Below are 23,253 nucleotides of genomic sequence, written 5' to 3' on the forward strand. Positions count from 1 at the left end.
GGCGGCGGAACGGGAACCGGCGCCGGGGCGGCCACGGCCGCCGGCGGCGCCGCCGGGTTCGGGTCCGGCGTCAGCCACAGGGTTGCCAGGCGCACGCTGCGCTGGCCGCCATCGCTGAGCTCCAGATACAAATGCAGGTGGCTTGATTCAACCGGTGCGCGCGAGGTGACGTGCAGGAACTGGCGGCCGTCGCGCTGCATCACAGACATGTTCAAGGTCGACAGCACCTGCGGCATGCCGATATTCGCGCCGCGATAGACATTCGGATGCGCGAGGCGCACCTCGACCTTGGCGGCCGGGTGCTCGACCAGCGTCAGTTCGATGTCGGCCACCAGCGGCTGGCCCATATGGGAACTGACACGCTGGTCGCCCAGTTCGGCAGCGCCGGCAGCGCTCGCCAGGAGCGCGCAAGAGAATAACAGTGGAAGGCGGCTGGCCATAGGGAAGACGAAAAGAGGTACCTGAACGTAAATAACGGACATTGCGCTAAACTCTTTAATCCCAGCGGTGCATTAGAGAAGTTGACTAGGACTCAATACACAGGACCTCCTATGGAAAACAGGATTGAGAAGGACAGTTTCGGCCCGATCGAGGTGCCGGCGGACCATCTGTGGGGCGCGCAGACCCAGCGCTCGCTGCACCACTTCCATATCTCCACCGAGCGCATGGCGCCCGAGCTGGTGGCCGCGCTGGCCCAGGTCAAGCGCGCCGCGGCGGCCGTCAACCGCTCGCTCGGCAAGCTGCCGGCCGACAAGGCCAACGCCATCATCCAGGCGGCCGACGAGGTCCTGGAGGGCCGCCACCCGGACGAATTCCCCCTCGCCGTCTGGCAGACCGGTTCCGGCACCCAGAGCAACATGAACATGAACGAGGTGCTGGCCAACCGCGGCTCGGAGCTGATGGGCGGCGAGCGCGGCGAGGCGCGCCAGCTGCATCCGAACGACCACGTCAACATGGGCCAGTCCTCGAACGACATCTTCCCGACCGCCATGCACGTGGCGGCCGCGACCGCGGTCGCCAAGGACGTGCTGCCGGCCCTGGCCAGGCTGCGCCAGACCCTGGAGATCAAGTCGCGCGACTTCGCCGACATCGTCAAGATCGGCCGTACCCACCTGCAGGACGCCACGCCGCTGACCCTGGGCCAGGAATTCTCCGGCTACGTGGCCCAGCTCGAGTATTCGGAACAGGCGATCAAGGCTTCCCTGCCCGGCCTGCTGCTGCTGGCCGCCGGCGGCACCGCCGTGGGCACCGGCCTGAACGCCCACCCGGATTTCGCACCGCGCATCGCCGCCGAACTGGGCTCGCGCACCGGCCTCAGCTTCAAGAGCGCGCCCAACAAGTTCATGGCCCTGGCCGGCCACGACGCCATGGTCGCCGCCCACGGCGCGCTCAAGACCCTGGCCACCGCCCTGATGAAGATCGCCAACGATGTGCGCTGGATGGCTTCCGGCCCGCGCTCCGGCCTGGGCGAGATCACGATTCCCGAGAACGAGCCGGGCAGCTCGATCATGCCGGGCAAGGTCAACCCGACCCAGTGCGAGGCGCTCACCATGCTGTGCTGCCAGGTGTTCGGCAACGACGTGGCGATCACGGTCGGCGGCTCGCAGGGCAACTTCGAGCTGAACGTGTTCAAGCCCATGATTGCGCACAATTTCCTGCAAAGCGCGCGGCTGCTGGCCGACGGCATGCGCTCCTTCGACGAGCACTGCGCCAAGGGGATAGCGCCGAACCACGCCCGCATCGGCGAGCTGATGGAAAAATCGCTGATGCTGGTAACCGCGCTGGCGCCGCATATCGGGTATGATCGCGCCGCGCAGATCGCCAAGAAGGCCTCCAGCGAAGGCCTGACCTTGCGCCAGGCCGCGCTGCAGACCGGTTTTGTCGACGAGCAGCAGTTCGACCAGTGGATCGTCCCCATCGAGATGACCCGTCCGGACCGCGTCTGAACACCTACAGGCGGCCTCGGCTATCGTACGCCGCCCTTACCACCCCGAGGATAGAATGCAAAAAATAGTTTTCGATTTGACATCAGAATTCGTCGAGGTCAACCAGCTGCTGAAGCTGGTCGGCCTGGTCGACAGCGGCGGCGCCGGCAAGAACATGGTCGCCAGCGGCGCGGTGTCGGTCGACGGCAAACAGGAGCTGCGCAAGACCGCCAAGATCCGCAGCGGGCAGACCGTCTCGGTCGGCGACCTGCAGATTCGCGTGCAATAAGCCGGCAAAAAAAGCGCAAAAAGCGCGCTGCCGCTGTGTCGGCTATGTTTGCGCGCTAACAAACAAAGCGGGGCTTCCTTGTTTATATTTTAAGACGTCATCAATCGGGCTTAAAAGGTGAAGGCGATGGAAACCCCGGAACAGCATCAGCAGTCGCAAGAGCAGCTGATCGGCGACCTGCGGCTCGTGATCGAGAACGCGGAAGAATTGCTCAAGAATACCGATCACTACACCAGCACGCTGTACCAGAACGCGCGCGCGAAACTGGCGCTGGCGCTGGAAGCGGCCAACGAGGAACTGGCGCGCTTCGAGGACGCCCAGCTGGAGCGCATGATGGCCGCCACCCGCGCCGCCAACGAGCGTTTCCGCGACCGCACCGGCGAAGACCGCATCCTGCGCGCCTTCCACTGATCCAGTCCCCCAGAATTCGCCAGCCTTCCTTCGGCCACGCCTAGCGGACGCCGTCCGCCGCAATCGCGGCCACGGCGCCCAGGCCGAACCAGCGGCGCAGCATTGCGCCCACCTCCGGCAGATCCTCTCCACGTTCTTCCGCATCGGCCAGGGCCGCGTCCAGCGCCGCGGCGATACTATCTCCCGCCGCCAGCCTGCTCAAGGCCAGGTAGTCGGCCCGGCTGATGGCGGTCACCTCCCCTTGCCAGCCCCTGCGCGTGAGCAGCGCATGGCAAGGCGCGTCCAGCGTCTCCGGGAAGGCCGGGCCATTCTCCTGGTGCGCCAGCCACAGTTGCGCCACCTCCCAGCGGCTGTGCAGCAGCGAACAGCCCGGGTGCAGGACCAGCCGCGCATCGGCCAGCCGGGCCGGGTCCCAGCCGGCCAGCGCCTCCACGGCCAGCGGCGTCACGTCGGGCACCTGCCAGGCCAAGTGCAAGGCCCATTCCAGGCGCGCCATGTCGGCCAGCCAGGGCAAGTCGGCGACCGGCGCGAAGCCGTCGAGGAAGACCGCGAACCGGGCGCCGAAGCGGTTTAGGTCAGGGTCTTGCGAAGGATGCGCCTTGCCATAGGCGCGCGCCAGGCCGCCGAAGAATTCCGCGCCGACCAGCTGTTCGACGACGGGATAGGCGTTGGCCAGGGCCCGGCGCCAGTTTTCCGCCAGGTTGCCGCGATAGACGGCCAGCCGCGCCGCATCCACGACCATGTCCGGCGCCGTGGCGGCGGGATCGGCCAGCGCCCTGCCGAAGCCTTCCTGCAGCTCGGCCAGGTCCGGCGCGCCGGCCTGCCCGGCGAGGGTGGCGAGGACTGGGGCGGGCGCTTGTTCCGCCACATCGAACTGCGCTGCGATGGCGCGCGCCTTGTCCGCCTCTTCCAGCAGCACCTCCAGCGGCGGCAGGCCGGTATCCCATTCGATCAGGGAGGGCACTTGCCCGAAGCGCTCCAGCGCCGCGCGGTACAGCGCCCACACCGGCGGCGCGATGGCGGCGCCGTGGTGGTCGATCACTGCCTCCGGCGTCTCGAGGTGGCCGCCCAGGTGGATTTCGCCCACGCTCCCCACGGGCAAGGCGGCGATGGCCGCCAGCGCATCCTCGCCGTGGTTGCGCTGGTTCACATACAGGTTGTTCACGTCGAGCAGGATGCCGCAGCCGGTGCGGCGCGCCAGTTCGGCCAGGAATGCGGCTTCGCTCATGGTGTCGTCCCGGAAGCGCACGTAGCGCGAGACGTTTTCGACCAGGATGCGGCGGCGCAGCAGCTCCTGCACGCGCTGGACGCGGGCGCACAGCAGGCCCAGGGAAGCGGCGTCGAGCCGCAGCGGCAGCAGGTCGTTCAGCTGGCGGTCGGCCAGCGCGCCCCAGCACAGATGCTCGGACACCAGGAAGGGATCGACCGCCTCGACCAGTTCGCGCACCCGCGCCAGGTGGTCCTCGGAAAAGCCGCGCGCCGAGCCGAGCCCCAGGCCGACGCCGTGCAGGCTGAGCGGATAATCCTCGCGCAGGCGGCGCAGCACGTGCCAGTCCCAGCCCGCGCGGGCGAGATGGTTTTCGGAGTGGACTTCGAGCCAGCCGACCGGCTGGCGCTGCGCGAGAAAGGCGCGGACATGCGGCGGGCGCAGCCCGATGCCGACGCCCGCCTGCGGCAGGGACATGCTTACTTGGTGTCCGGGGCCGGCTCGGCCTTCGCCTTGCCCGGCTTGAGCGAGCCGCCCAGCTTGGTGCAGCTGCCCTTGGCGACGAATTTCCATTCGCCCGGATCGTTGTCGGTGGCGGCGGCGCCCATGCAGCCGTGGGTGGCGGTGCCGCAGTCGTTCTGGCCGGCCTTGGCCACGCCGTAGCACATTTCCTGGTCGGCCTTGGGCGTACCCATTTCCTCCTGGCCGGTGGCGTGAACCGGGGCGGTGCAAACGCCGGCCAGGGCGGCGGCGATCAGGGCGTGGCGGTGCGACATGAATATCTCCGGTGGACGAGGCAACACGCCAGTGTCGCCGCGCCGCGCGGGAAAATCAAGCTCAGGCGGTAGTGTTGATCTTGTTGCCCAGGTGCGGCGGCAGGTTGGCGGAAGACGTCGCCTGCACCGCTTCGATCAGCTGGGTGGCCGACGACATCTCGATCTGCTGCGCGCGCTTGAGCACGGCGAGCGCCACTTCCTGGCGGTTGCCGGTTTCGGCGACGCTGGTTGCCAGCTTGGCAATTCCGGTGACATCCATGCTGTTCTCCTGATTCGCCCAATGAGGCGTATCAGCCGTTAACGGCAGCCTTGGCCGGAACTTGAGGGCTGGCGTGGAAGAAGTCGCGCAGCCACGCCAGGACTTGATCCGGCGCATTCAGGTCCAGCCATGCGACGCCCTGCCCCACGTCCGGCGGACGGGGCACGTCGGACACGACCACGGCGATATCGGCATCCTGCGGGTAGAGCGCCGGCTTGCCCAGCGCCGGGCGGAACACTTCCAGCTTGGGCAGCGCCTCCCATTTGTAGCCCTCGACCAGGGTCAGGTCGGCCGGCGCCAGGCGCGCCAGGTGCTCGGCCAGCGAGGGCTCCTCGGCGCCGCGCAGCTCGCGCAGGATCGCCACCCGGTAGGGCGAGGCGATCATGACCTCGGCCGCGCCGGCCATGCGCAGGCGCGCGCTGTCCTTGCGCGGCGGCTCCAGTTCGATGTCGTGGTGGCTGTGCTTGACCACGTTCACGCGGACGCCCTCGGCGGCCAGCCGGCCGACCAGGAATTCCAGCAAGGTGGTCTTGCCGCTGCCGGACCAGCCGACCACGGCCAGCACCCTGCCGCCGCCCTCAATAGCCGACACGGTAGCGGTTGCCACGGTAGTTCATCACGGCCGCCTTGGGCAGGATGCGTTCCAGCACCAGGCCCGGCGCCACCTCCTCGCCTTCGCGGCGCAGCATCTTGTCGACCAGCAGCAGGCGCTCGGCCGCGTTGGGCGAGTAGATATAGCCACCGAAGGCGACCTTCGGGATCTCGCGCTGCAGCGCTTCCGGAAGTTCCTGCAGGCTGCGCACATTGTCTTCCGGCGCAGGCGCCGACGCTACCCGGGCCGGTTCCGGCTGAGGAGCAAGCGCGGCCGGCGCCGGTTCAGGCTTGCGCTCAGGCTTGGGCGGCGCAGGCTCGCGTACCGGCTTCGCCGCCGCGCGCGGCTCCGGATTCGCCGGTGGCGGCGCGATCACCGGCGGCGGCGCGATCGTCACCGGCGGCGCGGCCGCAGGCGCGGCCGGTTGAGCGCTCACCGCCGGCGCAGCCGCCAGCTTGACCGGCTGCTCGGCCGGCGCACGCAGCCACAGGACGGCGGCGCTGGCCACGACGGCGCCCGCGCCCAGTCCGATCAGGAGGGTGCGGTGCTTGCCGCCCGCCGTGCCGGCCGGCGCCGCATAGCTCGGGGCCGGCGCATGGATGGTCGGCGCGTTGCCGAGCTGGCGCTCGGCCTGGGCTTTCTTGAGGGCTTCGAGGATATAGGACATATCAGGGGGTCTTCCCAGCGGCGGCGAGCAGGTGCGGTTCCGGCACGCCGGACAGCTGGTTGAGACGCATGTAGGTGCGCGGCCCGGCGACGCCGTCCGCCTTCAGGTTCTGGGCCGCCTGGAAGGCGCGCAGCCATTCCCTGGTGCGCGCGTCGAAAGGCTGGTCGGCGCCGGGCGAATCAGCCTTGTTCAGGGTGGCCAGGCTGGTGGCGAGCCAGTCGACGTCCGGCCCGCGGTCGCCTTCGGCCACCTGGTCGCGGAAGGCGCGCGGCACGCGCCAGAAGGTCGTGAATTCTCCGCCGAAGCGGTTGATGAAGGTGGCCAGGTCGACGCGCTCGCGCTTGCCGTCCGCCTCCAGCGTGACGCTGGCGGCATCCATGCCGACCAGCACCGCATAGCCGGTGCGCGGCCCCTCGTGCAGGGTCACCACGGCCGGCCGGTCGAGCAGGCGCAGTTCGTACAGGCCGCCCCTGCCCTGGTGGCAGCGCAGGTTCAGGCGCAACGCCGCTTCGCAGGGCTGGCCGCCCGCGAGCGGCTCGCCCCACAGCGCGGCCAGCGCGCGCAAGGCGTCGTGTTCGCTCTCCTGGACCGGGACGGCGACAGCGGCGGGCGAGGAGGTTTTCACAGGCACGGCCCGCGCCGGCGGAGCGGCGGCCACGGCCGGATTCACCTCTGGCTGCGGCAGCATCTGCCAGGCGGCTGCCGCGCTCAGGGCGGCGCCCGCCAACAGGCCGCCCGCGAGCATCGGCCAGTGCGCGGCGGGACGCGGCGCCGGCGCCTCGCCGGCAAACACTTCCTGCGCCGACTTCTGCAGGATGCGGCGCGTGACCTGCGGGCTGTTCTCGACATAGGCGCCGAGCAGCGCGCGGTCGCACAGCAGGTTGATCCGGCGCGGCACGCCCTGCGTCAGGCGGTGGATCTGCGGCGTCAATGCCGAGGGAATCGGCGCGCCGACGGCCCCCGCCACCGCCAGGCGGTGCGCGATGTAGGCGCCGGTTTCCTGCTCCGACAGCGGGCCGAGGTGGTAGCGCGCGATCACGCGCTGGGCCAGTTGCTCGAGTTCCGGGCGCGCCAGCATGCTGCGCAGTTCCGGCTGGCCGATCAGGATAATCTGCAGCAGCTTGCGCTCGCTGGTTTCGAGGTTGGTCAGGAGGCGCAGCTGCTCCAGCACCTCGGGCGCCAGGTTCTGGGCCTCGTCGATCACCAGCACGTTGTTCAGGCCCTGGGCGTGCGCCTCCAGCAGGTAGCGGTTGATGGCGTCGACATAGCCCTTCACGCCGAAGGGCGACGGCCCGGCCGGCGGCAGCGCGATGTGGAATTCGTCGCACACCGTGAGCAGCAGCTCTTCCACCGTCAGCTTGGGATTGAAGATATAGGCCAGGCGGCAGTTCTCGGGAACCTGCTCGATGAAGCAGCGGCACACCGTGGTCTTGCCGGCGCCGATCTCGCCGGTGAGCAGCACGAAGCCGCCGCCGCTGCCGATGCCGTACAGGAGATGGGCCAGCGCCTCGCGGTGGCGCTCGCTCATGAACAGGTAACGCGGATCGGGCGCGATCGAGAAGGGGTCCTGCTTCAGCTGGAAGAAATGTTGGTACATGCGTCGCTAGCGTCCTGGCGGCTGCGGTTTGAACTTTGCGCAGTATATTTTGCTTTTGTCATTCATGTACGCGATCGTGCTGCCGGGATTCGACTTTCGCAAGGGGAAGGGCGAACCGTCCTGGGCGCGGAAAGGGATGCCGGCCCGGGCGCGCACCGACTTTTCCAGCTCTTCCGGGGTGCTGTCGGTGATGGCGCCGACGAACACGATCTCGCTGCTGTCGTCGCTGACCATCACCTCGCGCACTTTGGCGCCCCACAGGGTGGCGTCGGTGCGGAACCAGTACGCCCCGCCTTCGCGCTTGTAGGAAGGGCCGAAGGCCTGGGTCAGGTAGGAGTGGAAATATGCATTGTCGAGCTGGCTGCGGCACAGCAGCGCGCTGCCGATCACGGGGCCGAAGGTCGAGGGCGCCGCCTGCGCGTGCGCGCACGCCAGCCCGACGGCGGCGCATGCAACATGGGTAAGAACAGCTCGGACCTGGTGGCGGATCACGGGAAGACACTCGTTCGACAATCCATCCATTATGGGCCAAGCGCAGGCCAATGGCGACAGGCGGCCGCAGCGGCCCAGCAGCTCATCCCGAAAATTTGCGTTTTACACCACGTTTTTGTGCGTCTGTCGTTTTCCCCAAGCGGCGTCGCCGGCCCTGCCCTATCGTTCAGGCTCCCCCTCGATCCTGTCGCCCAGAACACGATGAACACCGCCATCAAGCACACTCTCCTGGCCGCCGCCATCGGCGCCGGCTTCCTTGCCACCCGGGTCAGCTACGCCGAGCAGCCGCCCGCAGGCGCGGTCACCGAACAGCGCACGGTCGGCGCCTTCAGCGCGATCGAGCTGTCCGGCCCCTACCACGTGGTGGTGCGCGCCCAGGGCCGTCCGGGCATCGAGCTGAGCGGCGAGCGCAAGCAGCTCGACGAGGTCGAGACCGTCCTGCGCGGCGACACCCTGGTGGTGCGCCCGGTGCAGCGCAACGGCTTCCAGTTCAGCTTCGGCAAGCGCCGCGACAGCGTGGTCATCCACATCACCGCCGGCCAGCTGAACAGCCTCAAGATGTCCGGCAGCGGCGACGTCGAGCTCGACCACGTGAGCGGCGACCGCTTCGCCCTCAGCGTCGACGGTCCGGGCGACCTGGAAGCCTCCGGCGCGGTGCGCGAGCTGAGCGTGCGCGTGAGCGGCAGCGGCGACGCCGACCTGCACCGGATCAAGGCGGCCAACGTCGAGCTGAGCATGTCCGGCCCCGGCGACGTGCACCTGTCCGGCGTCGGCAACGAACTGGTGGCCAACCTGAGCGGCTCGGGCGACCTCGAAGGCGACGACCTGCGCCTGGCGCGCCTGCAGGCCCGCCTCAGCGGTCCGGGCGGCATGAAACTGAACGGCAGCAGCCGCGAAGTACGCGCCGAAGTCAGCGGTTCGGGCGACTTCCAGGCCTGCTCGCTGGCGGCGGAGACCGTGAGCACGGTGCAGCACGGCCCGGGCAACGCCTGCGTGGGCGGCGCCATCCGCAAGCTCGACGCCCTGATCACCGGTTCGGGAGAGCTGAACGCGGCCGGCCTGCAGGCCAGGACGGCCGTGGTGCGCATGGACGGGCCGGGCAACGCCACCCTCAGCGGCAGCGTGGGCGAACTGAACGCGATCCTCACCGGTTCGGGCGACCTGGACGGTGAAGGCCTGAAGGTCAGGAAGGCCGTGGTCAAGAGCCAGGGGCCGGGCACGGTGGAGCTGGCCAAGGTCGACGACACCCTGGACTGCGAGCTGCGCGGCTCGGGCGACCTGACCGCGACCATGTCGGGCAAGCGCCTGCTGCTCAGGATGAGCGGCCCGGGCAGCGCCCATATCGACGGCAAGGTCGACCTGGTGCGCGCCCAGAGCAGCGGCTCGGGCAGCCTGGAAGGCCGCAAGCTGTTGGCCGGCCGCGCCGACATCGCGGTGCGCGGTCCGGGCACGGCGGCCGTCAACGTCGCCGGCCGCGAGCGCCATCAGAGTGCGCAGTTGCTGGTGGTCGACCGCAGCGGCAGCCGGCAGTCGGCGCAGTACGCGCCGCAGTAAGCTAACGGCAGGGTCGGCGGCAATCGGGCGAAAGCCGGTTTATGGGCTGTCGTCGGAGATGTGTCTTAGTACTTCTTCCAGTTCTCTCTCGAAGGCCGTGCGATCGTTTGCATTGATCCAGAGGACCCAGCCTAAGGCGAGAAGTGGAAGGATTGAGCAAATCAATATAGTAATCATGGCGCCGCCTGTTGGAATCGGACCTGCTGCTGGACCCTCGAGCAGGACTTCGGAGCGAACGTCCTGCACTCTTTAACCTCAGGCCGCAGCCGCTTCGGCCAATACCGCCTGCACCTCCGCCGGTTGCGCCGGCTTGAGCAGGTGATGATCGAAGCCGGCCTCGCGCGAGCGCGCCCGGTCCTCGGCCGCGCCCCACCCCGTTAGCGCCGCCAGCAGAACGTCCCGCATGCCAGGCAGTTCGCGCATGCGGCGCGCCGCCTCGTAGCCATCCATGCGCGGCATGCCGATGTCCAGGAACACCAGCTCCGGATGGAAGCCGGCCGCCACTTCCAGCGCGTTGACGCCGTCGTAGGCGGTACGCGTCTCGTGTCCCGCGATCTGCAGCAGCGAGCAGAGCGAATCGGCCGCATCGGCGTTGTCGTCCGCCACCAGCACGCGCAGGCGCCGGCCCGCCCCTGCCGCTTGCGGCAGCTCCGTGCGATGACCCGCATCGGCCGCCTGCCCCGCCAATGGCAGGCGCACCGTGAAGAGGCTGCCCTGCCCCGGCCCCGCGCTGACCGCCGTCACCGAGCCGCCATGCAGTTCCACCAGGCGGCGCACCAGCGACAGCCCGATGCCCAGGCCGCCGGCAGAGCGGTCGATGCTGCGCGCCACCTGCGAGAACATCTCGAACACCGCCCCCAGCGATTCCGGCGCGATGCCGATGCCGTTGTCCGCCACCTCCACCTCGGCCACGCCATCCAGCACGCGCGCCGTGATGGCGATGTGCCCGCCGGCCGGCGTGTACTTGGCCGCGTTCGACAGCAGGTTGCTGAGCACCTGGCTGATGCGCACCGCATCGGCCTCGATCGGCATCGGCGCGCCGGGCAGCTCCAGGTCCAGCGTATGGCCGGCGCCGTCGATCAGCGGCTGGCTGGTCTCGACCGCGGTGCCGATCACCTCGCGCAGGTCGACCAGGCTCTTTTGCAGCACCAGCTTGCCGCTCGAGACGCGCGCGATATCCAATAGATCGTTGATCAGGTGGACCATGTGGTTCACCTGGCGCTCCATCATCTCGCGCACGCGCAAGCTCACCGCCGGGCTGGCGCTCATGCGCAGGATCTCCAGGCCGTTCCTCACCGGCGCCAGCGGATTGCGCAGCTCGTGCGCGAGCGTGGCCAGGAATTCCGACTTGCGCCGGTCGGCGTCGCGCAGGGCCTCGGTCGAGCGCACCCGCTCGATGTGGGCCCAGCAGCGCTCCACCACCGCCTCGACCAGCGCGATCTCGCCCGCCGTCCAGGCGCGCGGCGTGTCCTGGTGCACGGCCATCATGGCCACCAGCTTGCCGCCCTTCACCAAGGGGCAGCAGATGATGGCCTTGATGCCGATCTGGTTGAACATCTCGTAGCCGTCGCCCGAGGCCAGCTCGGTGTCGACGTCGCCGATCAGGAGCGTGCGGCCGACCCGCAGGTTGTCGCGGGCGCGCGAGCCGAACAGGTCGAGCGAGTACACGCCGGCGGTCGAGATGGCGCCCGGCACGGTCCAGTCGTGGCGGATGGTGAAGCGGTCGTTGTCCGCCTCCAGGTCGGCATAGGCCACGCGCGTGACCCCCAGGTGCTCGCCCAGCAGCCGGGTGGCTTCTTGCATGATGGCTTTCGGCTCGGCCGCGATGCGGGTCGCCTCGCCGATCGCGTCCAGCAGGCGCAGGCGCTCCTCGACCTGGCGCCGCTCGGTGATATCGGCGCCGGTGGCCGCGACCGACAGCAGCTCGCCGCGCGAACCGGTGACCGGCGTGAACACGACATCGGTCCAGCGCCGGCTGCCGTCGGCGATGAAGTAAGGCAGCTCGTGGCGCACGGTGGCGCCCTGTGCCGCGCTGGCCACGCTCGCACGCACGGTGTCCATCAGCGCCGCCGAGCCGTTCCACCAGCCGCATTCCCAGAACGGCCGCCCCAGCACGTCCTCGCGCCGGTAGCCGCAGGCATCCAGGGCGACCTGGTTGACCTCGAGCACCCGGCCGTCCAGCGACATCAGGGCCGCGTAGTGGGTGCCCTGCTCGAAGAAAGTGCGGAACAGCGCGTTGGCCTCGGCCGTCACGAGCGCGGCGTCGCGCTCCTGCAGCGACACCATCTTGCTGGTGGTCTCGGCGCAGACGCAGAATACGCCCGCCACCGCTCCGGCCTCGTCGCGCAGGGGCGTGGCCGAGAACGAGGCGTACATCTCTTCCGCGTAGCCATTGCGGCGCAGGACGAACAGGCGGTCTTCTCCATGGCTGGGACGGCCCTGCAGCACGCCTTCCAGCAGGGGACCGACCGTGTCCCAGACCTCGTGCCAGACCTCGGCGAAGGGCTGGCCCAGCACCTGTTCGGGGTCCGCGGCGCGGGCGCCGAGGATGTCGCGGTAGCCGTCGTTGAACAGCAGATGCAATCCGGCGCCCCAGGCAATGTACATCGGCTGGATGGAGCCGAGCATGATGCCGACCGCGGTGCGCAGCGGCTGCGGCCACTGCTCCAGGGGGCCGAGAGGCGTCGCGCTCCAGTCCCTGGCGCGCAGCAGCGCGCCCATCGCGCCGCCGCCGGCGGCAAAGTCGAGACGCGGGTCGGGTTCGCTCGCGGACTGGTGGTTCTGCATCGTGTTCTGGTTCCGTCAATCAATGCCTGCTGGGTAGCGCAGACGCCCGGAACGATAACACTTTCACCAGAAACGCGTTGCCAGCCTTAGCTCGCCTGGTGCTGGAACCAGCGGCGGCTGGACTCGTCCGCGGGGAAGAAGGTTTCCAGGCGCAGCTCGTGCACGGTGACGTCGTGCGGCGTGCCGAGGGTGGTGATGGCCGTGAACAGGTTCAGCTCCACGCCGTCCTTGCACAGCGTCAGGGGCAGGAAAGGCAGCGCGAGCCGGTCCAGGTTGGGCAGCGCGGCCGCTTCGGCGATGCCGGGCAGCGCCGTCAGCTCGTCCAGCAGCTGCGCCGCCTCGCTGCCCGGGCCGTCGCCCATGGCTTCGCGCTGTACCCAGTGCAGCAGGTCGCCGCACACCAGCTGCCAGTTGGCCAGCGCTGGACGCAGGCCGTTCGGGTCGAGCGTCGTCCGCAGCACGTTGATCGACCCGTCGCGCGGGATCGGCGCGTGCTCCGGCATGCCGAGGAAGAAGCGCAGCATGCGCGCCGCGGGATCGTTGAGCATGACCAGGTTCCACAAGCGGTCGACCACCAGGGCCGGGTAAGGCGACTGCTGCTGCAGCATGAAGTCGAGGGCCTGCTTGACCGCGTCCAGGTCCGGGTCCGACAGGCTGCGCTCGCGGTAGGCCGGCGCGAAGCCGGCCGCCAGCAGCATCGCGTTGCGCTGGCGCAGCGGGATGTCCAGCACCAGCCCGAGCTTGAGGATCAGGTCCTTGCCGGGCTGGGCGCGGCCGGTTTCGAGAAAGCTCAGGTGGCGCTGCGAGATGCCGCTGTCCGCCGACAGGCGCAGCTGGCTGATGCCGCGCTTGCCGCGCCAATAGCGCAAGGCTGCCGCGAAATCGCTGAAGTACTGCGCGCCTGCCGGGCTGGCGACGGTGTCCATGCTGCCTCCTTTTACTGGTCCAGCCGATTGTGGCCGATCGAACGGATGAACTCAAGCAGGTCGGCATTGACCCGGTCGCGGTGGGTGAGGAACATGCCGTGCGGCCCGTCCTCGTACAGCTTGAGGGTGGCGTCCGGCAGCAGGCGCGCGGTCGGGTGCGCGGTCAGGCCTGGCGGCGCGCTGGCGTCGCGGCCGCCGGCGATCAGGAGCACCGGGACATCGACCCGCGCCAGGTCCGGGCGGAAGTCCTCCTGCGCCAGCGCGCGGTTGCATTCGCACAGCGCATGCAGCGAAGCGCTCATGGCCATGGTGCGCAGCCAGGCCCGGGTGCTCTCCCCCGCTCCCGGCACGAAGGGCTCCATGTTCTCGTCGATCCAGCCGGCGAAGTCGTGCACCAGCTGGCGCCGCACCGCCGCGCACACCTCGCCGGCCATGCCGTCCGGGTTGTCCGGGGTCTGCAGGAGGAAGGGCGTCATCGGCGCCAGCAGGGCCGCGCCACGGATGCGCGCGCCGCCATGGCGGCTGAGGTAGCGCACGATCTCGCCGCAGGCCATCGAGTGGCCGACCAGGGTCGCGCCCGAGAGATCGAGGGCGTCGATCACGGCCGCGATGTCGTCGGCCAGGGTGTCGAAGTCGTAGCCGCGCCCCGGGTCGGACGAGCGGCCGTGGCCGCGGCGATCGAAAGCGATCACGCGGTAGCCCGCCTCCACCAGGGCCATCATCTGGATGTTCCAGGAATCGGAAGCCAGCGCCCAGCTCGCGACGAACAGTACCGGCTTGCCCGCGCCCCAGTCGCGGTAGAACAGGTCGGCGCCGGACTTGGTGCGCACGATATTCGGGATGCCGCACAGGGCGCCATAAGGAACGAGCGGATTCATGACGCGCTCCTTTCAGGCGACGTGGTCGAGGAAGCCGGTGACGGTCGCCAGGCGGCCGTCGCTGCTCAGTGTCGCGACATCGGTACCGCGGGCCGCCACCTTGCCCTCCGGCCCGTTCAGGCTCCAGGAAAAGCGCACTACATCGTTGTGGCCGTCCGGCGTGCCGCTCAGTTCGAAGCGGTGGCCGGGGAAGTGCTGCTGGGCGCCGGCGATCAGGCCATCGATGCCGTCGTGGCCGGCGCCCTGCATCATCGGATCGAGGTAGCGTGCGTGGGGAGCGAACAGTGCGGCCACCAGGGCGCGGCGCGCGGCGGCGTCGCGTTCGTTCCAGGCGCTGAGGTAGTGCTGGGCGATCGAGTGTGCGTGTTCCATGGTCTTCTCCGGTTGCTTGAGTGGTGTGCTGCAATGGGTCCCATTCTCGGCAAACCGGTCAGCGGGGGCGATTACCTCCCAGGTAATCACGCACCTGACAATACCAGAAACAATACCAATTATTTTCTCTGCAAAATCAAACGTTTATGCACATAACCTGCGGCTATTCGGCTATATCTGCAAAGGAAATTTGCATACCAGTTAAATACCTGTTGACATCGCCGCAGGGCCTGCCTATAGTGCGACCACCTCCCCCGGCTCTCACAACACCATGATCGACTATCTCATCGGCGTCGATGGCGGCGGCACCGGCACGCGCGTGCGGCTGGCGCGCGCCGACGGTACCGAACTCGCCCAAGCTTCCAGCGGCCCATCCGGCCTGCGCAACGGCACGGCCACGGCTTGGAACGCAATCAATACAGCCGTCGCCCAAGCCTTCGCCGCAATCGGCATCGGCGCCATTCCCATGCAGTCCTGCGCCATCGGCCTGGGCCTGGCGGGTGTGCACAACAAGGAATGGGCGGCGGCCTTCAGCGCGGCCAATCCCGGCTATGCCGCCTTCGTGCTCGACACCGACGGCTTCTCGACCCTGATGGGCGCCCACCAGGGCCGTCCCGGCGCCATCGTGGCGATCGGCACCGGCAGCGTGGGCGAAGCGCTGCGCGCCGACGGCCAGCGCGTGGAAGTGGGCGGCTGGGGCTTCCCGGCCGGGGACGAGGCCAGCGGCGCCTGGATGGGCCTGCGCGCGCTGAACCACATCGAACAGGTCATGGACGGCCGCGCCGCGGGCGGCGAACTGGCGCGCGACGTGATCGCGGCCTGCGGCGGCAGCCGCGACGCGGTCCAGGTCTGGCTCGGCAAGGCCACCCAGGCCGATTACGCCGGCCTGGCGCGCTTCGTGGTGGCGCACGGCCCGGCCGACCCGGTGGCCCTCGCCATCCTCGAACACGCGGGCCGCGAAGTGGCCAGCATCGCACGCGCCCTCGACCCCACCGGCACCCTGCCCCTGTCGCTGTGCGGCGGCCTGGGCGAACCGCTGCGCACCTACCTGCCGGCCGACACCCTGGCGCGCTGCAGCCCGCCGCACGGCGACTCCGCCGCCGGCGCGCTGCGCATGATCGAACTGCATCTCAAGGAAACGCACTCATGAAGGGCAACATCCTCACTCCCGACGGCTGGATTTACGGCGAGCTGCGCCACGGCGTGCTGATCGACGCCGTCGACGGCGCACCGGCCGACCCCGACAGCAACGGCGACGACTACATCCTGCCCGGCTTCATCGACGTGCACGTGCACGGCGGCGCCGGACGCGACATGATGGAAGGCGGCGACGCCCCGCACGTGATCGCCGCCCTGCACGCGAAGCACGGCACCACCAGCCTGCTGGCCACCACCATGACCGCGCCGCTGGAAGACATCCGCCAGGCCCTGGACGCCATCGGCGCCGCCTGCCGCGCGCGCGGCAAGAAGGAAGCGCGCATCCTCGGCGTGCACCTGGAAGGCCCCTACATCAACTCGGGCAAGCTGGGCGCCCAGCCGCCCTTCGCGCGCGAGGCCACCCTCGACGAAGTGAAAAGCTTCGACGACCAGGCGCCGATGCGCCTGATCACCGTGGCGCCCGAGATCGACGGCCACATGGACCTGGTGCGCCAGCTGGCCAATGCCGGCATCCGCGTCCAGATCGGCCACACCAACGGCGACTACGAGGTCGGCGTGCAGGCGCTGGAGCACGGCGCTGCCGGCTTCACCCACCTGTTCAACGCCATGCCCGGCCTGCACCACCGCGACCCAGGCATGGTGGGCGCCGCGCTGGCGCATGCCGAATACGCCGAGATCATCCCCGACCTGCTGCACGTGCATCCGGGCGCGATCAGGACCGCGCTGCGCTGCATTCCCAAGCTGTTCTGCGTGACCGATTCCACCGCCGCCGCCGGCATGCCCGACGGCGAGTACATGCTGGGCCGCCAGGTGGTCCACAAGTGCATGGGCGGCGTGCGCCTGGCCGACGGCACCCTGGCCGGCAGCACCCTGACCATGGACCAGGCGCTGCGCAATCTTGTGAAAATCGGCCTGACGCTCGAGGAAGCCTGCCTGCGCGTGTCCACCAATGCCGCCGACTACCTCGGCGAGACCCGGCGCGGACGCCTCGCGCCGGGCTGCCATGCCGATTTCGTGGTGCTCGACCGCGAATTGAATATCAAAGCCGTCTATATCGAAGGAGAAGCCTTGTGACCACTTCCCTGATGCTCCAGGAAGCCTTGTCCGCCAGCGAATGCGTGGCCCTGCAACTGTCGCAAGACCAGGACCGCTATGCGGCGCTCGGCCGCACGCTGCGCTCGACCAGCTTCCACAGCGCCGTCACGGTCGCACGCGGCAGCTCGGACCACGCCTCGAACTACCTGGCCTACCTGATCATGGCGCGCATGGGCCGCCTGGTGACCTCGCTGCCGATGTCGCTGATCACGCTGTATAAATCGCCGCTGATCACGCGCGACACCCTGGCCGTGTCGATTTCGCAGTCGGGCCAGAGCCCTGACGTGGTCGAGCCGATCCGCTACTTCCGCGACGGCGGCGCCACCACGGTGGCCCTGGTCAACGACACCTCCTCGCCGCTGGCGGAAGCCGCCGAATGGGCCATGCCCCTGCATGCGGGCAAGGAGCAGAGCGTGGCCGCGACCAAGAGCTTCATCACCAGCCTGGTCGCGGGCGCACGCCTGGTGGCGGAATGGCAGGACGATCCGGAGCTGAAGGATGGTATCGCCGCCCTGCCCGAGTCGCTGGCCAAGGCGGCCCAGGCTGACTGGTCGCCCGCGCTCGACGTGCTGGCCCCCGCCCGCAACATCATGGTGGTCGGCCGCGGCATCAGCTTCCCCATCGCCCTGGAGTCGGCCCTCAAGTTCAAGGAGACCTCGGCCCTGCAGGCCGAAGCCTTCTCCGGCGCCGAGATCAAGCACGGCCCGATGGCCCTGATCGAGGAAGGCTATCCGCTCCTGATCTTCGCCACCCGCGGCCCGGCCCAGGCTGGCCTGGTGGCCCTCGCCGACGAGATGCGCGGCCGCGGCGCGCGCGTGCTGCTCGCCGCGCCCGAGGACATCGCCAGCCGCGACCTGACCCTCCCGACGGCGGCGATTCCCGACCTCGATCCGATCGCGGCGATCCAGGCCTTCTACGTGATGGCGGCTAAGCTCTCGAAGGCCCGCGGCCTCGATCCGGACCGTCCCCGCCACCTGAGCAAGGTCACCAAGACCAACTGACATGGACAATTACCTTCAATTAGCCGGCCAGCTGATGATGGTGCGGCTGTTCGGCACCGAACTCGACGCCGGCACGGACGCCTTCCTGCGTGCGCACAAGGTGCGCGGCGCCTGCCTGTTCCGCCAGAACATGACGGACGCGGCGCAGCTGACCCGCTTCACGAGCGCGCTGCGCGATGCGATGGGGCTTGACGCCCTGATCGCCCTCGACCAGGAAGGCGGCGCCGTGGTGCGCTCGACCTGGGTGCCGGCGCCGCCGTCGGCGATGGCGCTGGGCGCGGCCAACGATCCGCAGCTGGCGCGCGAAGTCGGCGCGGCCGTGGCGCGCGCGGTGCGCGCCCTCGGCTTCAACTGGAACTTCGCGCCGGTGCTGGACCTGAACAACAACCCGCACAACCCGGTGATCGCCGAGCGCTCCTTCGGCGCCGATCCCGAGCAGGCCACGCGCATTGCCCTGGCCTGGATGGAAGGCAGCGAAAGCGAAGGCGTGGCCTGCTGCGTGAAGCACTTCCCCGGCCACGGCGACACCCATGTCGACTCGCACCGCGACCTGCCGACGGTGGACAAGCCTTTGCCGGAACTGGAGCGCTTCGAATTCGCGCCCTTCCGCATCGCGTCACCCCATGCGCCGGCCGTGATGACCGCCCACATCGTGTATCCGGCCCTCGATCCGGTGAACCCGGCCACGATGTCGCACGCGATCCTGACCGGCATCCTGCGCCGGCAGTTCGGCTACCAGGGCGTGATCATCACCGACGGCATGGACATGCATGCGATCGCGCACCGCTACGGCGCCGGCCAGGCGGCCGTCAACGCCCTGGTCGCGGGCGCCGACATGGTAATGGCGATCGGCTCGCGCGAGACGCAAGAGGAAACCGTGCACGCCATCGCCCAGGCGATCCGCGACGGCGTGCTGCCGCTGGCGGAAGTCGAAGCCCGCCTGGCGCGCCTGTCGGCCCTGGCCCAGGCCCATCCGGCCGGCCCGGTCAGCTATGCGACCGAGCATGACGACCGCGCATTGATGGCGCGCGCCTGGCGCGCAGGCCTCACCGCATTGGGCCAGCCGCAGCGCCCGGCACGCGGCGCCAAGCTGCGGCTGGTGGCGCGCCAGGACGTGGTCAGCGACGGCGTATCGGAAGCCGGCGTGCCGGCGGCGAACATCGCCGGCGCGCTGGGGCGCCTCTACGATGTCGAGATGGTGACCTTCGCCGATGCGGAAAGCTTCGACTGGAGCGCCCTGCCCCAGGACGGCCGCTTCACGATCCTGGCCTCGACCTCGCGCCGCCGCTACGGACCGCACGCGCGTGCGACCTGGCTGCCTGACTTGCACATTGCGCTGTGGAACCCGTATCAGGCGCTCGATTTCGACGCCCCGGCCCTGATGACCTATGGCTTCGCGCCGCCGGCGCTGGAGGCGGTGGTCGCCTGGCTGGCGGGCGAGGCCGATGCACCGGGCATTTGTCCGGTGCCCGGCTTCGGCGGCGGACCAGTCACGGAGTCCGCGATGCAGTAAAGAAAGAGGCGCCGCGCGCCTCTTTTTTTTCGTGGGCGGATCAACCAATCCGGCGGCTCGGGCGTTAGAGGGCAAGCGCGCCGCAGGGTCCGCGCGACGTTTGAGGTAACGCTATGTAACCGAACACGTGCGCACGCCCGCCATGCGGCACAATTGCCGAGCCTGAAAATGGCAGTTTTATGGGACAATGCACGCTTTGTCCGAGATTGGCATTTTCTCTACATTGCCAAAAGCAAATGTAGTACCTGTGTCTCGCTCACTTTTTGTCTTGATTGAAGGATACTCCATGTCCCAGTTCCGTCTTGCCCGCCTCTGCCTGATGCTGGCCGCCGTTGGCCTGTCGTCCTCGGCTCTGATGCCCAGCGCCCACGCCCAGCAAAAGACCGATGCGCCGGCGGCCGCCGCAGCGCCTGCGGAGACCGTCCGCCCCGAGCTGTTCAAGCTGCTCGACCCGGCCGCGATGAAGCCGCTGATGGATGCGAAGAACTACGCGGAAATCCAGAACCGCATCACCCAGGCGGAAGCGATCCAGAACCGTACGCCTTACGAGGAATACGTGCTGAACCGCATGAAGATCTCGCTGGGTTCGCTTACCAACAACAACGCCATCCTGCTGCCGGCCCTGGAGTCCGTGATCAACTCGGGCCGCCTGAAGCCGAACGAGCAGGCCGACTTCATCCAGGCCGTGGCCAACACCCACTACAACGGCAAGGAATACGCGAAGGCGATCGAATGGTTCAAGCGCTACCAGAAGGAAAGCCCGACGCCTGAGAAAGTGCGTCCGGCCCTGATCCGCTCGTACTACCTGCTCGGCGACTACGCCAACGCCAAGACCGAACTGATGCCGGTGATCGCCGATGCGGAAAAGGCCGGCAAGGCCCCGAGCGAGGAAGACCTGCGCCTGCTGGCCTCGGCGGCCAACAAGGTCAAGGATGACGCCGCCTACCTGGCCGGCCTGGAAAAGCTGGTGTCCTACTACCCGACCGACGACTTCTGGACCGACCTGCTGAACCGCGGCGTGGCGCGCCAGAAGGGCTTCGACGCCCAGACCAACATGGTCAACGTGTTCCGCCTGGAACTGGCTGCCACCAAGCAGATGGCGCCGGAAGAGTACGTCAACCTGGCCGAGCTGTCGCTGCGCGACGGCTTCCCGGCTGAAGCCAAGAAGGCGATGGACGCCGGCTTCGCCGCGGGCGTGCTGGGCAAGGGTTCGAACGCCAAGTCGCACACCGCGCTGCGCGACAAGGCCGCCAAGCAGGCTGCCGACGACGCCAAGACCATCGCCGCCGGCGAAGCGAACGCGGCCAAGGCCAAGACCGGCGCCGGCCTGGTCAACCTGGGCTGGGCCTACGCCACCATGGACCAGGCGGACAAGGGCATCGGCTTCATCCAGCAAGGTATCGCCAAGGGCGGCCTGAAGAACGCGGAAGAAGCCAAGCTGCGCCTGGGCATGGCACAGGTGCGCGCAGGCAAGACCGCCGATGCGATCAAGACCTTTGAAGGCATCAAGGGCGGCGCCGGCGCGGGCGACCTGGCCAAGTACTGGATCGTGCTGCTGAACCAGCAGCAGCGTGGCGGTGCGCAGCAGACTGCGGCCCAGTAATTCTCTGCTGGCTGCTGTGATGGGAAGCCGGGCTTGATGCCCGGCTTTTTGTTTTTGGGGGCGTTCGTGCAAACTTGGGTTCCGGCCTTCGCCGGAACGACGGTCTTCGGACCATCGGCGAACTCAAACAACGTCATCCCGGCGGAGGCCGGGATCCAAGTTCTGCCCGCATACCCACCACCTCTTTTTATCCAACAACGTGCGCCCCCGTACATAGCCCCAGCCAAGCCCAACGCATAATCCCCCCGTTCACACCGGAGGCGTCATGACAAGCGTACGCAAAGGCCAGGCTCCCGCCAAACTGGGGCGCGACGAATTCCACCTGCGCTTCCGCCGCGCCTTCTACGACCCCGCCTACGACAAGGTCGAGGATGCCCTGGACGCCATCGAGGAAGTCGCCTGGGACGCCTACACCAACGGCCGCAAGGCCCCGCGCACCGTCAAGGCCGGCCCCGGCTTCGCCGACCCGGACTACGACCTCTCCATCGAATGGAAGGAAGCCCGCGACCGCCTGCTCGCCGCCGAAGCGCGCCAGAAGGACCCGGCCACCAGGGACCGCATCCTCTTGATCAACGGCGCCGCGCGCAACGACGGCAGCTGCCCCGGCGAGATCTCGAAATCCTGGCGCCTGACCATGCTCGCGCGCGACAGCTTGCTGGAACAGGGTGTCGAGGCCGACGTGCTCGACCTGAGCCTGCTCATCTCCGACTACGACCGCCACATCCATCCCTGCAAGGGCTGTGTCTCGACCGCCATGCCGCTCTGCCACTGGCCCTGCAGCTGCTACCCGAACCACGCCGAGCGCCAGACCGGCGACTGGATGAACGAGATTTATGAGCGCTGGGTGCTGGCGCACGGCGTCATCATCGTCACGCCGGTCTACTGGTACCAGGCCCCGGCCGTGCTCAAGCTGATGATCGACCGCCTGGTGTGCGCCGACGGCGGCAATCCCGATCCAACCTCGACCCAGGGCAAGAAGCCGGAGATCGCCAAGGACATCGAGCGCGCCGGCTGGGACTACCCCAAGCACCTGGCCGGCCGCGCCTTCGGCCTGGTGGTGCACGGCGACGTGGCCGGCATCGAGGGCACGCGGCGCGCGCTGTCGGACTGGCTCAACTGGATGGGACTGGTCGACTCGGGCAGCTTCGGCCAGCTCGACCGCTTCGTCGGCTACTACGAATCCTATGCCGACAGCCACGAGGCGCTCGACCGCGACACGGCCATGCAGGAAGAAGTGCGCAACGTGGCGCGCGCGGTGGCCGAGGCCGTGCGCGAAGTGCGCGCGGGACGGGTGCGGGTGGTCTGCCACGGCCTGAAGGACCCGCGGCCGAAATAGGCTTTGCTATCATGCGCGGCATGACTCCCCTCGCCCAACTGATGTACAACATCGCCGGCACCGCCAAGCTGCCGCTTTACGAGCAGCTCCAGCGCGCCTTGCGCCAGGCGATCGACGAAGGCGCCTTCGGCCCGGCGGCCGCGCTGCCGGCCGAACGCCAGCTGGCGGCGGAACTGGGCATCTCGCGCATCACGGTGCGCAAGGCCATCGACGGACTGGTGGAGGAAGGTTTGCTGGTGCGGCGGCCGGGATCGGGCAATTTCATCAACACCCGCATCGAGAAGAACTTCGCCAAGCTCACCTCGTTTTCCGAGGACATGCGGGCGCGCGGGCGGACGCCGCGCAGCGAATGGCTGAAGCGTTCGGAAGGCCTGGTGACTCCGGAGGAAGCGCTGCGCCTGCGCTTGTCGCCGGGGACGCCGGTGTACCGCTTCAACCGTATCCGCTTCGCCGACGAGGTGCCGATGTGCCTGGAGTACGCGACCATCGCAGCCTTCGCCCTGCCCTCGCTCGAGGCGGTGCAGGAATCGATGTACGAGGCGCTGGAGGCGGCGGGGAACCGGCCGGCGCGGGCCTTGCAGCGGCTGACCGCTTTGCTATTGGGAGCGGAACAGGCGCGCTTGCTGCAGGCGAGTCAGGGCGATGCGGGGCTGTGCGTGGAGAGGCTGGGGTTCCTGCGCGATGGACGGGCGGTGGAGTTGTGCAGGTCGTACTTCAGGGGGGATATGTATGATTTTGTGGCGGAGTTGAATGCGGGGTGATGCGGGCGAACTTGGGTCCCCGCCAAGGGGGCCCAAGTTCAAGCGAGCTCAAAC

General features: G+C 68.7%; 23 protein-coding genes. 11 read left to right on the forward strand and 12 right to left on the reverse strand.

Translation table 11 applies throughout. The features are described 5' to 3' along the window. The coding region (locus J8847_RS21540; protein ID WP_373999963.1) for a FimV family protein at positions 1–347 on the reverse strand (347 nt) is incomplete at its 3' end. Positions 348–551: 204 nt separating this feature from the next. On the opposite strand from J8847_RS21540, the gene fumC reads away from it, so the two are divergent. The 3 genes from fumC (at position 552) to J8847_RS21555 (ending at position 2,625) form a co-directional block, all read left to right on the forward strand. Then, complete coding sequence (gene fumC / locus J8847_RS21545) at positions 552–1,946, forward strand: class II fumarate hydratase (protein ID WP_211526731.1); 1,395 nt, start codon at positions 552–554, stop codon at positions 1,944–1,946. Between the two features lie 55 nt (positions 1,947–2,001). Next, on the forward strand, positions 2,002–2,214 hold the full coding sequence (locus J8847_RS21550; protein ID WP_211526732.1) for an RNA-binding S4 domain-containing protein: 213 nt from the start codon (positions 2,002–2,004) through the stop codon (positions 2,212–2,214). A gap of 126 nt (positions 2,215–2,340) precedes the next feature. Beyond that, a complete protein-coding gene (locus J8847_RS21555; protein WP_211526733.1) occupies positions 2,341–2,625 on the forward strand; it encodes a DUF883 family protein in 285 nt (94 codons plus the stop codon). 40 nt (positions 2,626–2,665) lie between these two features. Here J8847_RS21555 and J8847_RS21560 read toward each other — a convergent pair whose 3' ends face one another. From J8847_RS21560 to J8847_RS21590, 7 genes are all read right to left on the reverse strand, one after another. Further along, the gene (locus J8847_RS21560) at positions 2,666–4,309 is read right to left on the reverse strand and encodes a DUF692 family multinuclear iron-containing protein (RefSeq protein WP_211526734.1); all 1,644 of its coding nucleotides are present in this window, start codon (positions 4,307–4,309) and stop codon (positions 2,666–2,668) included. A 2-nt stretch (positions 4,310–4,311) separates the two neighbouring features. Next, complete coding sequence (locus tag J8847_RS21565; RefSeq protein WP_211526735.1) at positions 4,312–4,608, reverse strand: DUF2282 domain-containing protein; 297 nt, start codon at positions 4,606–4,608, stop codon at positions 4,312–4,314. Between the two features lie 61 nt (positions 4,609–4,669). Beyond that, positions 4,670–4,867, reverse strand: a complete 198-nt coding sequence (locus J8847_RS21570) for a YjfB family protein (RefSeq protein WP_211526736.1) — start codon at positions 4,865–4,867, stop codon at positions 4,670–4,672. Between the two features lie 31 nt (positions 4,868–4,898). Beyond that, positions 4,899–5,474, reverse strand: coding sequence for a molybdopterin-guanine dinucleotide biosynthesis protein B (gene mobB, locus J8847_RS21575; protein WP_373999964.1), 576 nt, complete (start codon positions 5,472–5,474; stop codon positions 4,899–4,901). Continuing rightward, the gene (locus tag J8847_RS21580; protein ID WP_211526737.1) at positions 5,446–6,126 is read right to left on the reverse strand and encodes a general secretion pathway protein GspB; all 681 of its coding nucleotides are present in this window, start codon (positions 6,124–6,126) and stop codon (positions 5,446–5,448) included. Before J8847_RS21580 ends, mobB begins: the two co-directional genes overlap by 29 nt. Position 6,127: 1 nt before the next feature. Beyond that, positions 6,128–7,723 (reverse strand): ExeA family protein, encoded by a 1,596-nt coding sequence (locus J8847_RS21585; protein WP_211526738.1) that lies wholly within the window; start codon positions 7,721–7,723, stop codon positions 6,128–6,130. A gap of 6 nt (positions 7,724–7,729) precedes the next feature. Beyond that, a complete protein-coding gene (locus tag J8847_RS21590) occupies positions 7,730–8,215 on the reverse strand; it encodes a hypothetical protein (protein WP_373999965.1) in 486 nt (161 codons plus the stop codon). A gap of 201 nt (positions 8,216–8,416) precedes the next feature. Here J8847_RS21590 and J8847_RS21595 point away from each other — a divergent pair, with 201 nt between their 5' ends. Continuing rightward, a complete protein-coding gene (locus J8847_RS21595; RefSeq protein WP_211526739.1) occupies positions 8,417–9,769 on the forward strand; it encodes a head GIN domain-containing protein in 1,353 nt (450 codons plus the stop codon). A 255-nt stretch (positions 9,770–10,024) separates the two neighbouring features. Here J8847_RS21595 and J8847_RS21600 read toward each other — a convergent pair whose 3' ends face one another. The 4 genes from J8847_RS21600 to J8847_RS21615 all read right to left on the reverse strand — a co-directional run bounded on the left by J8847_RS21600 (position 10,025) and on the right by J8847_RS21615 (position 14,732). Then, positions 10,025–12,556 (reverse strand): ATP-binding protein, encoded by a 2,532-nt coding sequence (locus tag J8847_RS21600; protein WP_211526740.1) that lies wholly within the window; start codon positions 12,554–12,556, stop codon positions 10,025–10,027. 86 nt (positions 12,557–12,642) lie between these two features. Continuing rightward, positions 12,643–13,482 (reverse strand): helix-turn-helix domain-containing protein, encoded by an 840-nt coding sequence (locus J8847_RS21605; protein ID WP_211526741.1) that lies wholly within the window; start codon positions 13,480–13,482, stop codon positions 12,643–12,645. A gap of 11 nt (positions 13,483–13,493) precedes the next feature. Continuing rightward, positions 13,494–14,360 carry an alpha/beta fold hydrolase gene (locus J8847_RS21610; RefSeq protein WP_211526742.1) on the reverse strand — a complete coding sequence of 289 codons (867 nt, stop codon included), beginning with the start codon at positions 14,358–14,360 and terminating at the stop codon, positions 13,494–13,496. A 12-nt stretch (positions 14,361–14,372) separates the two neighbouring features. After that, entirely contained in the window at positions 14,373–14,732 is a 360-nt protein-coding gene (locus J8847_RS21615) for a nuclear transport factor 2 family protein (protein WP_211526743.1), read from the reverse strand. A gap of 271 nt (positions 14,733–15,003) precedes the next feature. On the opposite strand from J8847_RS21615, the gene J8847_RS21620 reads away from it, so the two are divergent. The 7 genes from J8847_RS21620 (at position 15,004) to J8847_RS21650 (ending at position 23,199) form a co-directional block, all read left to right on the forward strand. Beyond that, positions 15,004–15,882, forward strand: a complete 879-nt coding sequence (locus J8847_RS21620) for a BadF/BadG/BcrA/BcrD ATPase family protein (RefSeq protein ID WP_211526744.1) — start codon at positions 15,004–15,006, stop codon at positions 15,880–15,882. Further along, entirely contained in the window at positions 15,879–16,964 is a 1,086-nt protein-coding gene (gene nagA / locus J8847_RS21625; RefSeq protein ID WP_211526745.1) for an N-acetylglucosamine-6-phosphate deacetylase, read from the forward strand. The genes J8847_RS21620 and nagA overlap by 4 nt, the downstream gene beginning before the upstream one ends. An 11-nt stretch (positions 16,965–16,975) precedes the next feature. Continuing rightward, positions 16,976–17,986 carry an SIS domain-containing protein gene (locus J8847_RS21630; protein WP_211526752.1) on the forward strand — a complete coding sequence of 337 codons (1,011 nt, stop codon included), beginning with the start codon at positions 16,976–16,978 and terminating at the stop codon, positions 17,984–17,986. Between the two features lies 1 nt (position 17,987). Then, a complete protein-coding gene (gene nagZ / locus J8847_RS21635) occupies positions 17,988–19,499 on the forward strand; it encodes a beta-N-acetylhexosaminidase (protein WP_211526746.1) in 1,512 nt (503 codons plus the stop codon). A 286-nt stretch (positions 19,500–19,785) separates the two neighbouring features. Next, positions 19,786–21,102 carry a tol-pal system YbgF family protein gene (locus tag J8847_RS21640; RefSeq protein WP_211526747.1) on the forward strand — a complete coding sequence of 439 codons (1,317 nt, stop codon included), beginning with the start codon at positions 19,786–19,788 and terminating at the stop codon, positions 21,100–21,102. 265 nt (positions 21,103–21,367) lie between these two features. Next, the gene (locus J8847_RS21645; protein ID WP_211526748.1) at positions 21,368–22,438 is read left to right on the forward strand and encodes a flavodoxin family protein; all 1,071 of its coding nucleotides are present in this window, start codon (positions 21,368–21,370) and stop codon (positions 22,436–22,438) included. 20 nt (positions 22,439–22,458) lie between these two features. Further along, the gene (locus tag J8847_RS21650; protein ID WP_211526749.1) at positions 22,459–23,199 is read left to right on the forward strand and encodes a GntR family transcriptional regulator; all 741 of its coding nucleotides are present in this window, start codon (positions 22,459–22,461) and stop codon (positions 23,197–23,199) included. The last annotated feature ends 54 nt before the right edge of the window (positions 23,200–23,253 follow it).

Origin of the sequence: Massilia sp. AB1 (genome assembly GCF_018119385.1) — a bacterium.
Classification (GTDB): domain Bacteria; phylum Pseudomonadota; class Gammaproteobacteria; order Burkholderiales; family Burkholderiaceae_D; genus Telluria.

Coding starts and splice junctions, on each gene's coding strand:
- fumC (WP_211526731.1), top strand. CDS start 552: ATGGAAAACAGGATTGAGAAGGACAGTTTCGGCCCGATCGAGGTGCCG.
- J8847_RS21550 (WP_211526732.1), top strand. CDS start 2,002: ATGCAAAAAATAGTTTTCGATTTGACATCAGAATTCGTCGAGGTCAAC.
- J8847_RS21555 (WP_211526733.1), top strand. CDS start 2,341: ATGGAAACCCCGGAACAGCATCAGCAGTCGCAAGAGCAGCTGATCGGC.
- J8847_RS21560 (WP_211526734.1), bottom strand. CDS start 4,309: ATGTCCCTGCCGCAGGCGGGCGTCGGCATCGGGCTGCGCCCGCCGCAT.
- J8847_RS21565 (WP_211526735.1), bottom strand. CDS start 4,608: ATGTCGCACCGCCACGCCCTGATCGCCGCCGCCCTGGCCGGCGTTTGC.
- J8847_RS21570 (WP_211526736.1), bottom strand. CDS start 4,867: ATGGATGTCACCGGAATTGCCAAGCTGGCAACCAGCGTCGCCGAAACC.
- J8847_RS21580 (WP_211526737.1), bottom strand. CDS start 6,126: ATGTCCTATATCCTCGAAGCCCTCAAGAAAGCCCAGGCCGAGCGCCAG.
- J8847_RS21585 (WP_211526738.1), bottom strand. CDS start 7,723: ATGTACCAACATTTCTTCCAGCTGAAGCAGGACCCCTTCTCGATCGCG.
- J8847_RS21595 (WP_211526739.1), top strand. CDS start 8,417: ATGAACACCGCCATCAAGCACACTCTCCTGGCCGCCGCCATCGGCGCC.
- J8847_RS21600 (WP_211526740.1), bottom strand. CDS start 12,556: ATGCAGAACCACCAGTCCGCGAGCGAACCCGACCCGCGTCTCGACTTT.
- J8847_RS21605 (WP_211526741.1), bottom strand. CDS start 13,482: ATGGACACCGTCGCCAGCCCGGCAGGCGCGCAGTACTTCAGCGATTTC.
- J8847_RS21610 (WP_211526742.1), bottom strand. CDS start 14,360: ATGAATCCGCTCGTTCCTTATGGCGCCCTGTGCGGCATCCCGAATATC.
- J8847_RS21615 (WP_211526743.1), bottom strand. CDS start 14,732: ATGGAACACGCACACTCGATCGCCCAGCACTACCTCAGCGCCTGGAAC.
- J8847_RS21620 (WP_211526744.1), top strand. CDS start 15,004: ATGATCGACTATCTCATCGGCGTCGATGGCGGCGGCACCGGCACGCGC.
- nagA (WP_211526745.1), top strand. CDS start 15,879: ATGAAGGGCAACATCCTCACTCCCGACGGCTGGATTTACGGCGAGCTG.
- J8847_RS21630 (WP_211526752.1), top strand. CDS start 16,976: ATGCTCCAGGAAGCCTTGTCCGCCAGCGAATGCGTGGCCCTGCAACTG.
- nagZ (WP_211526746.1), top strand. CDS start 17,988: ATGGACAATTACCTTCAATTAGCCGGCCAGCTGATGATGGTGCGGCTG.
- J8847_RS21640 (WP_211526747.1), top strand. CDS start 19,786: ATGTCCCAGTTCCGTCTTGCCCGCCTCTGCCTGATGCTGGCCGCCGTT.
- J8847_RS21645 (WP_211526748.1), top strand. CDS start 21,368: ATGACAAGCGTACGCAAAGGCCAGGCTCCCGCCAAACTGGGGCGCGAC.
- J8847_RS21650 (WP_211526749.1), top strand. CDS start 22,459: ATGACTCCCCTCGCCCAACTGATGTACAACATCGCCGGCACCGCCAAG.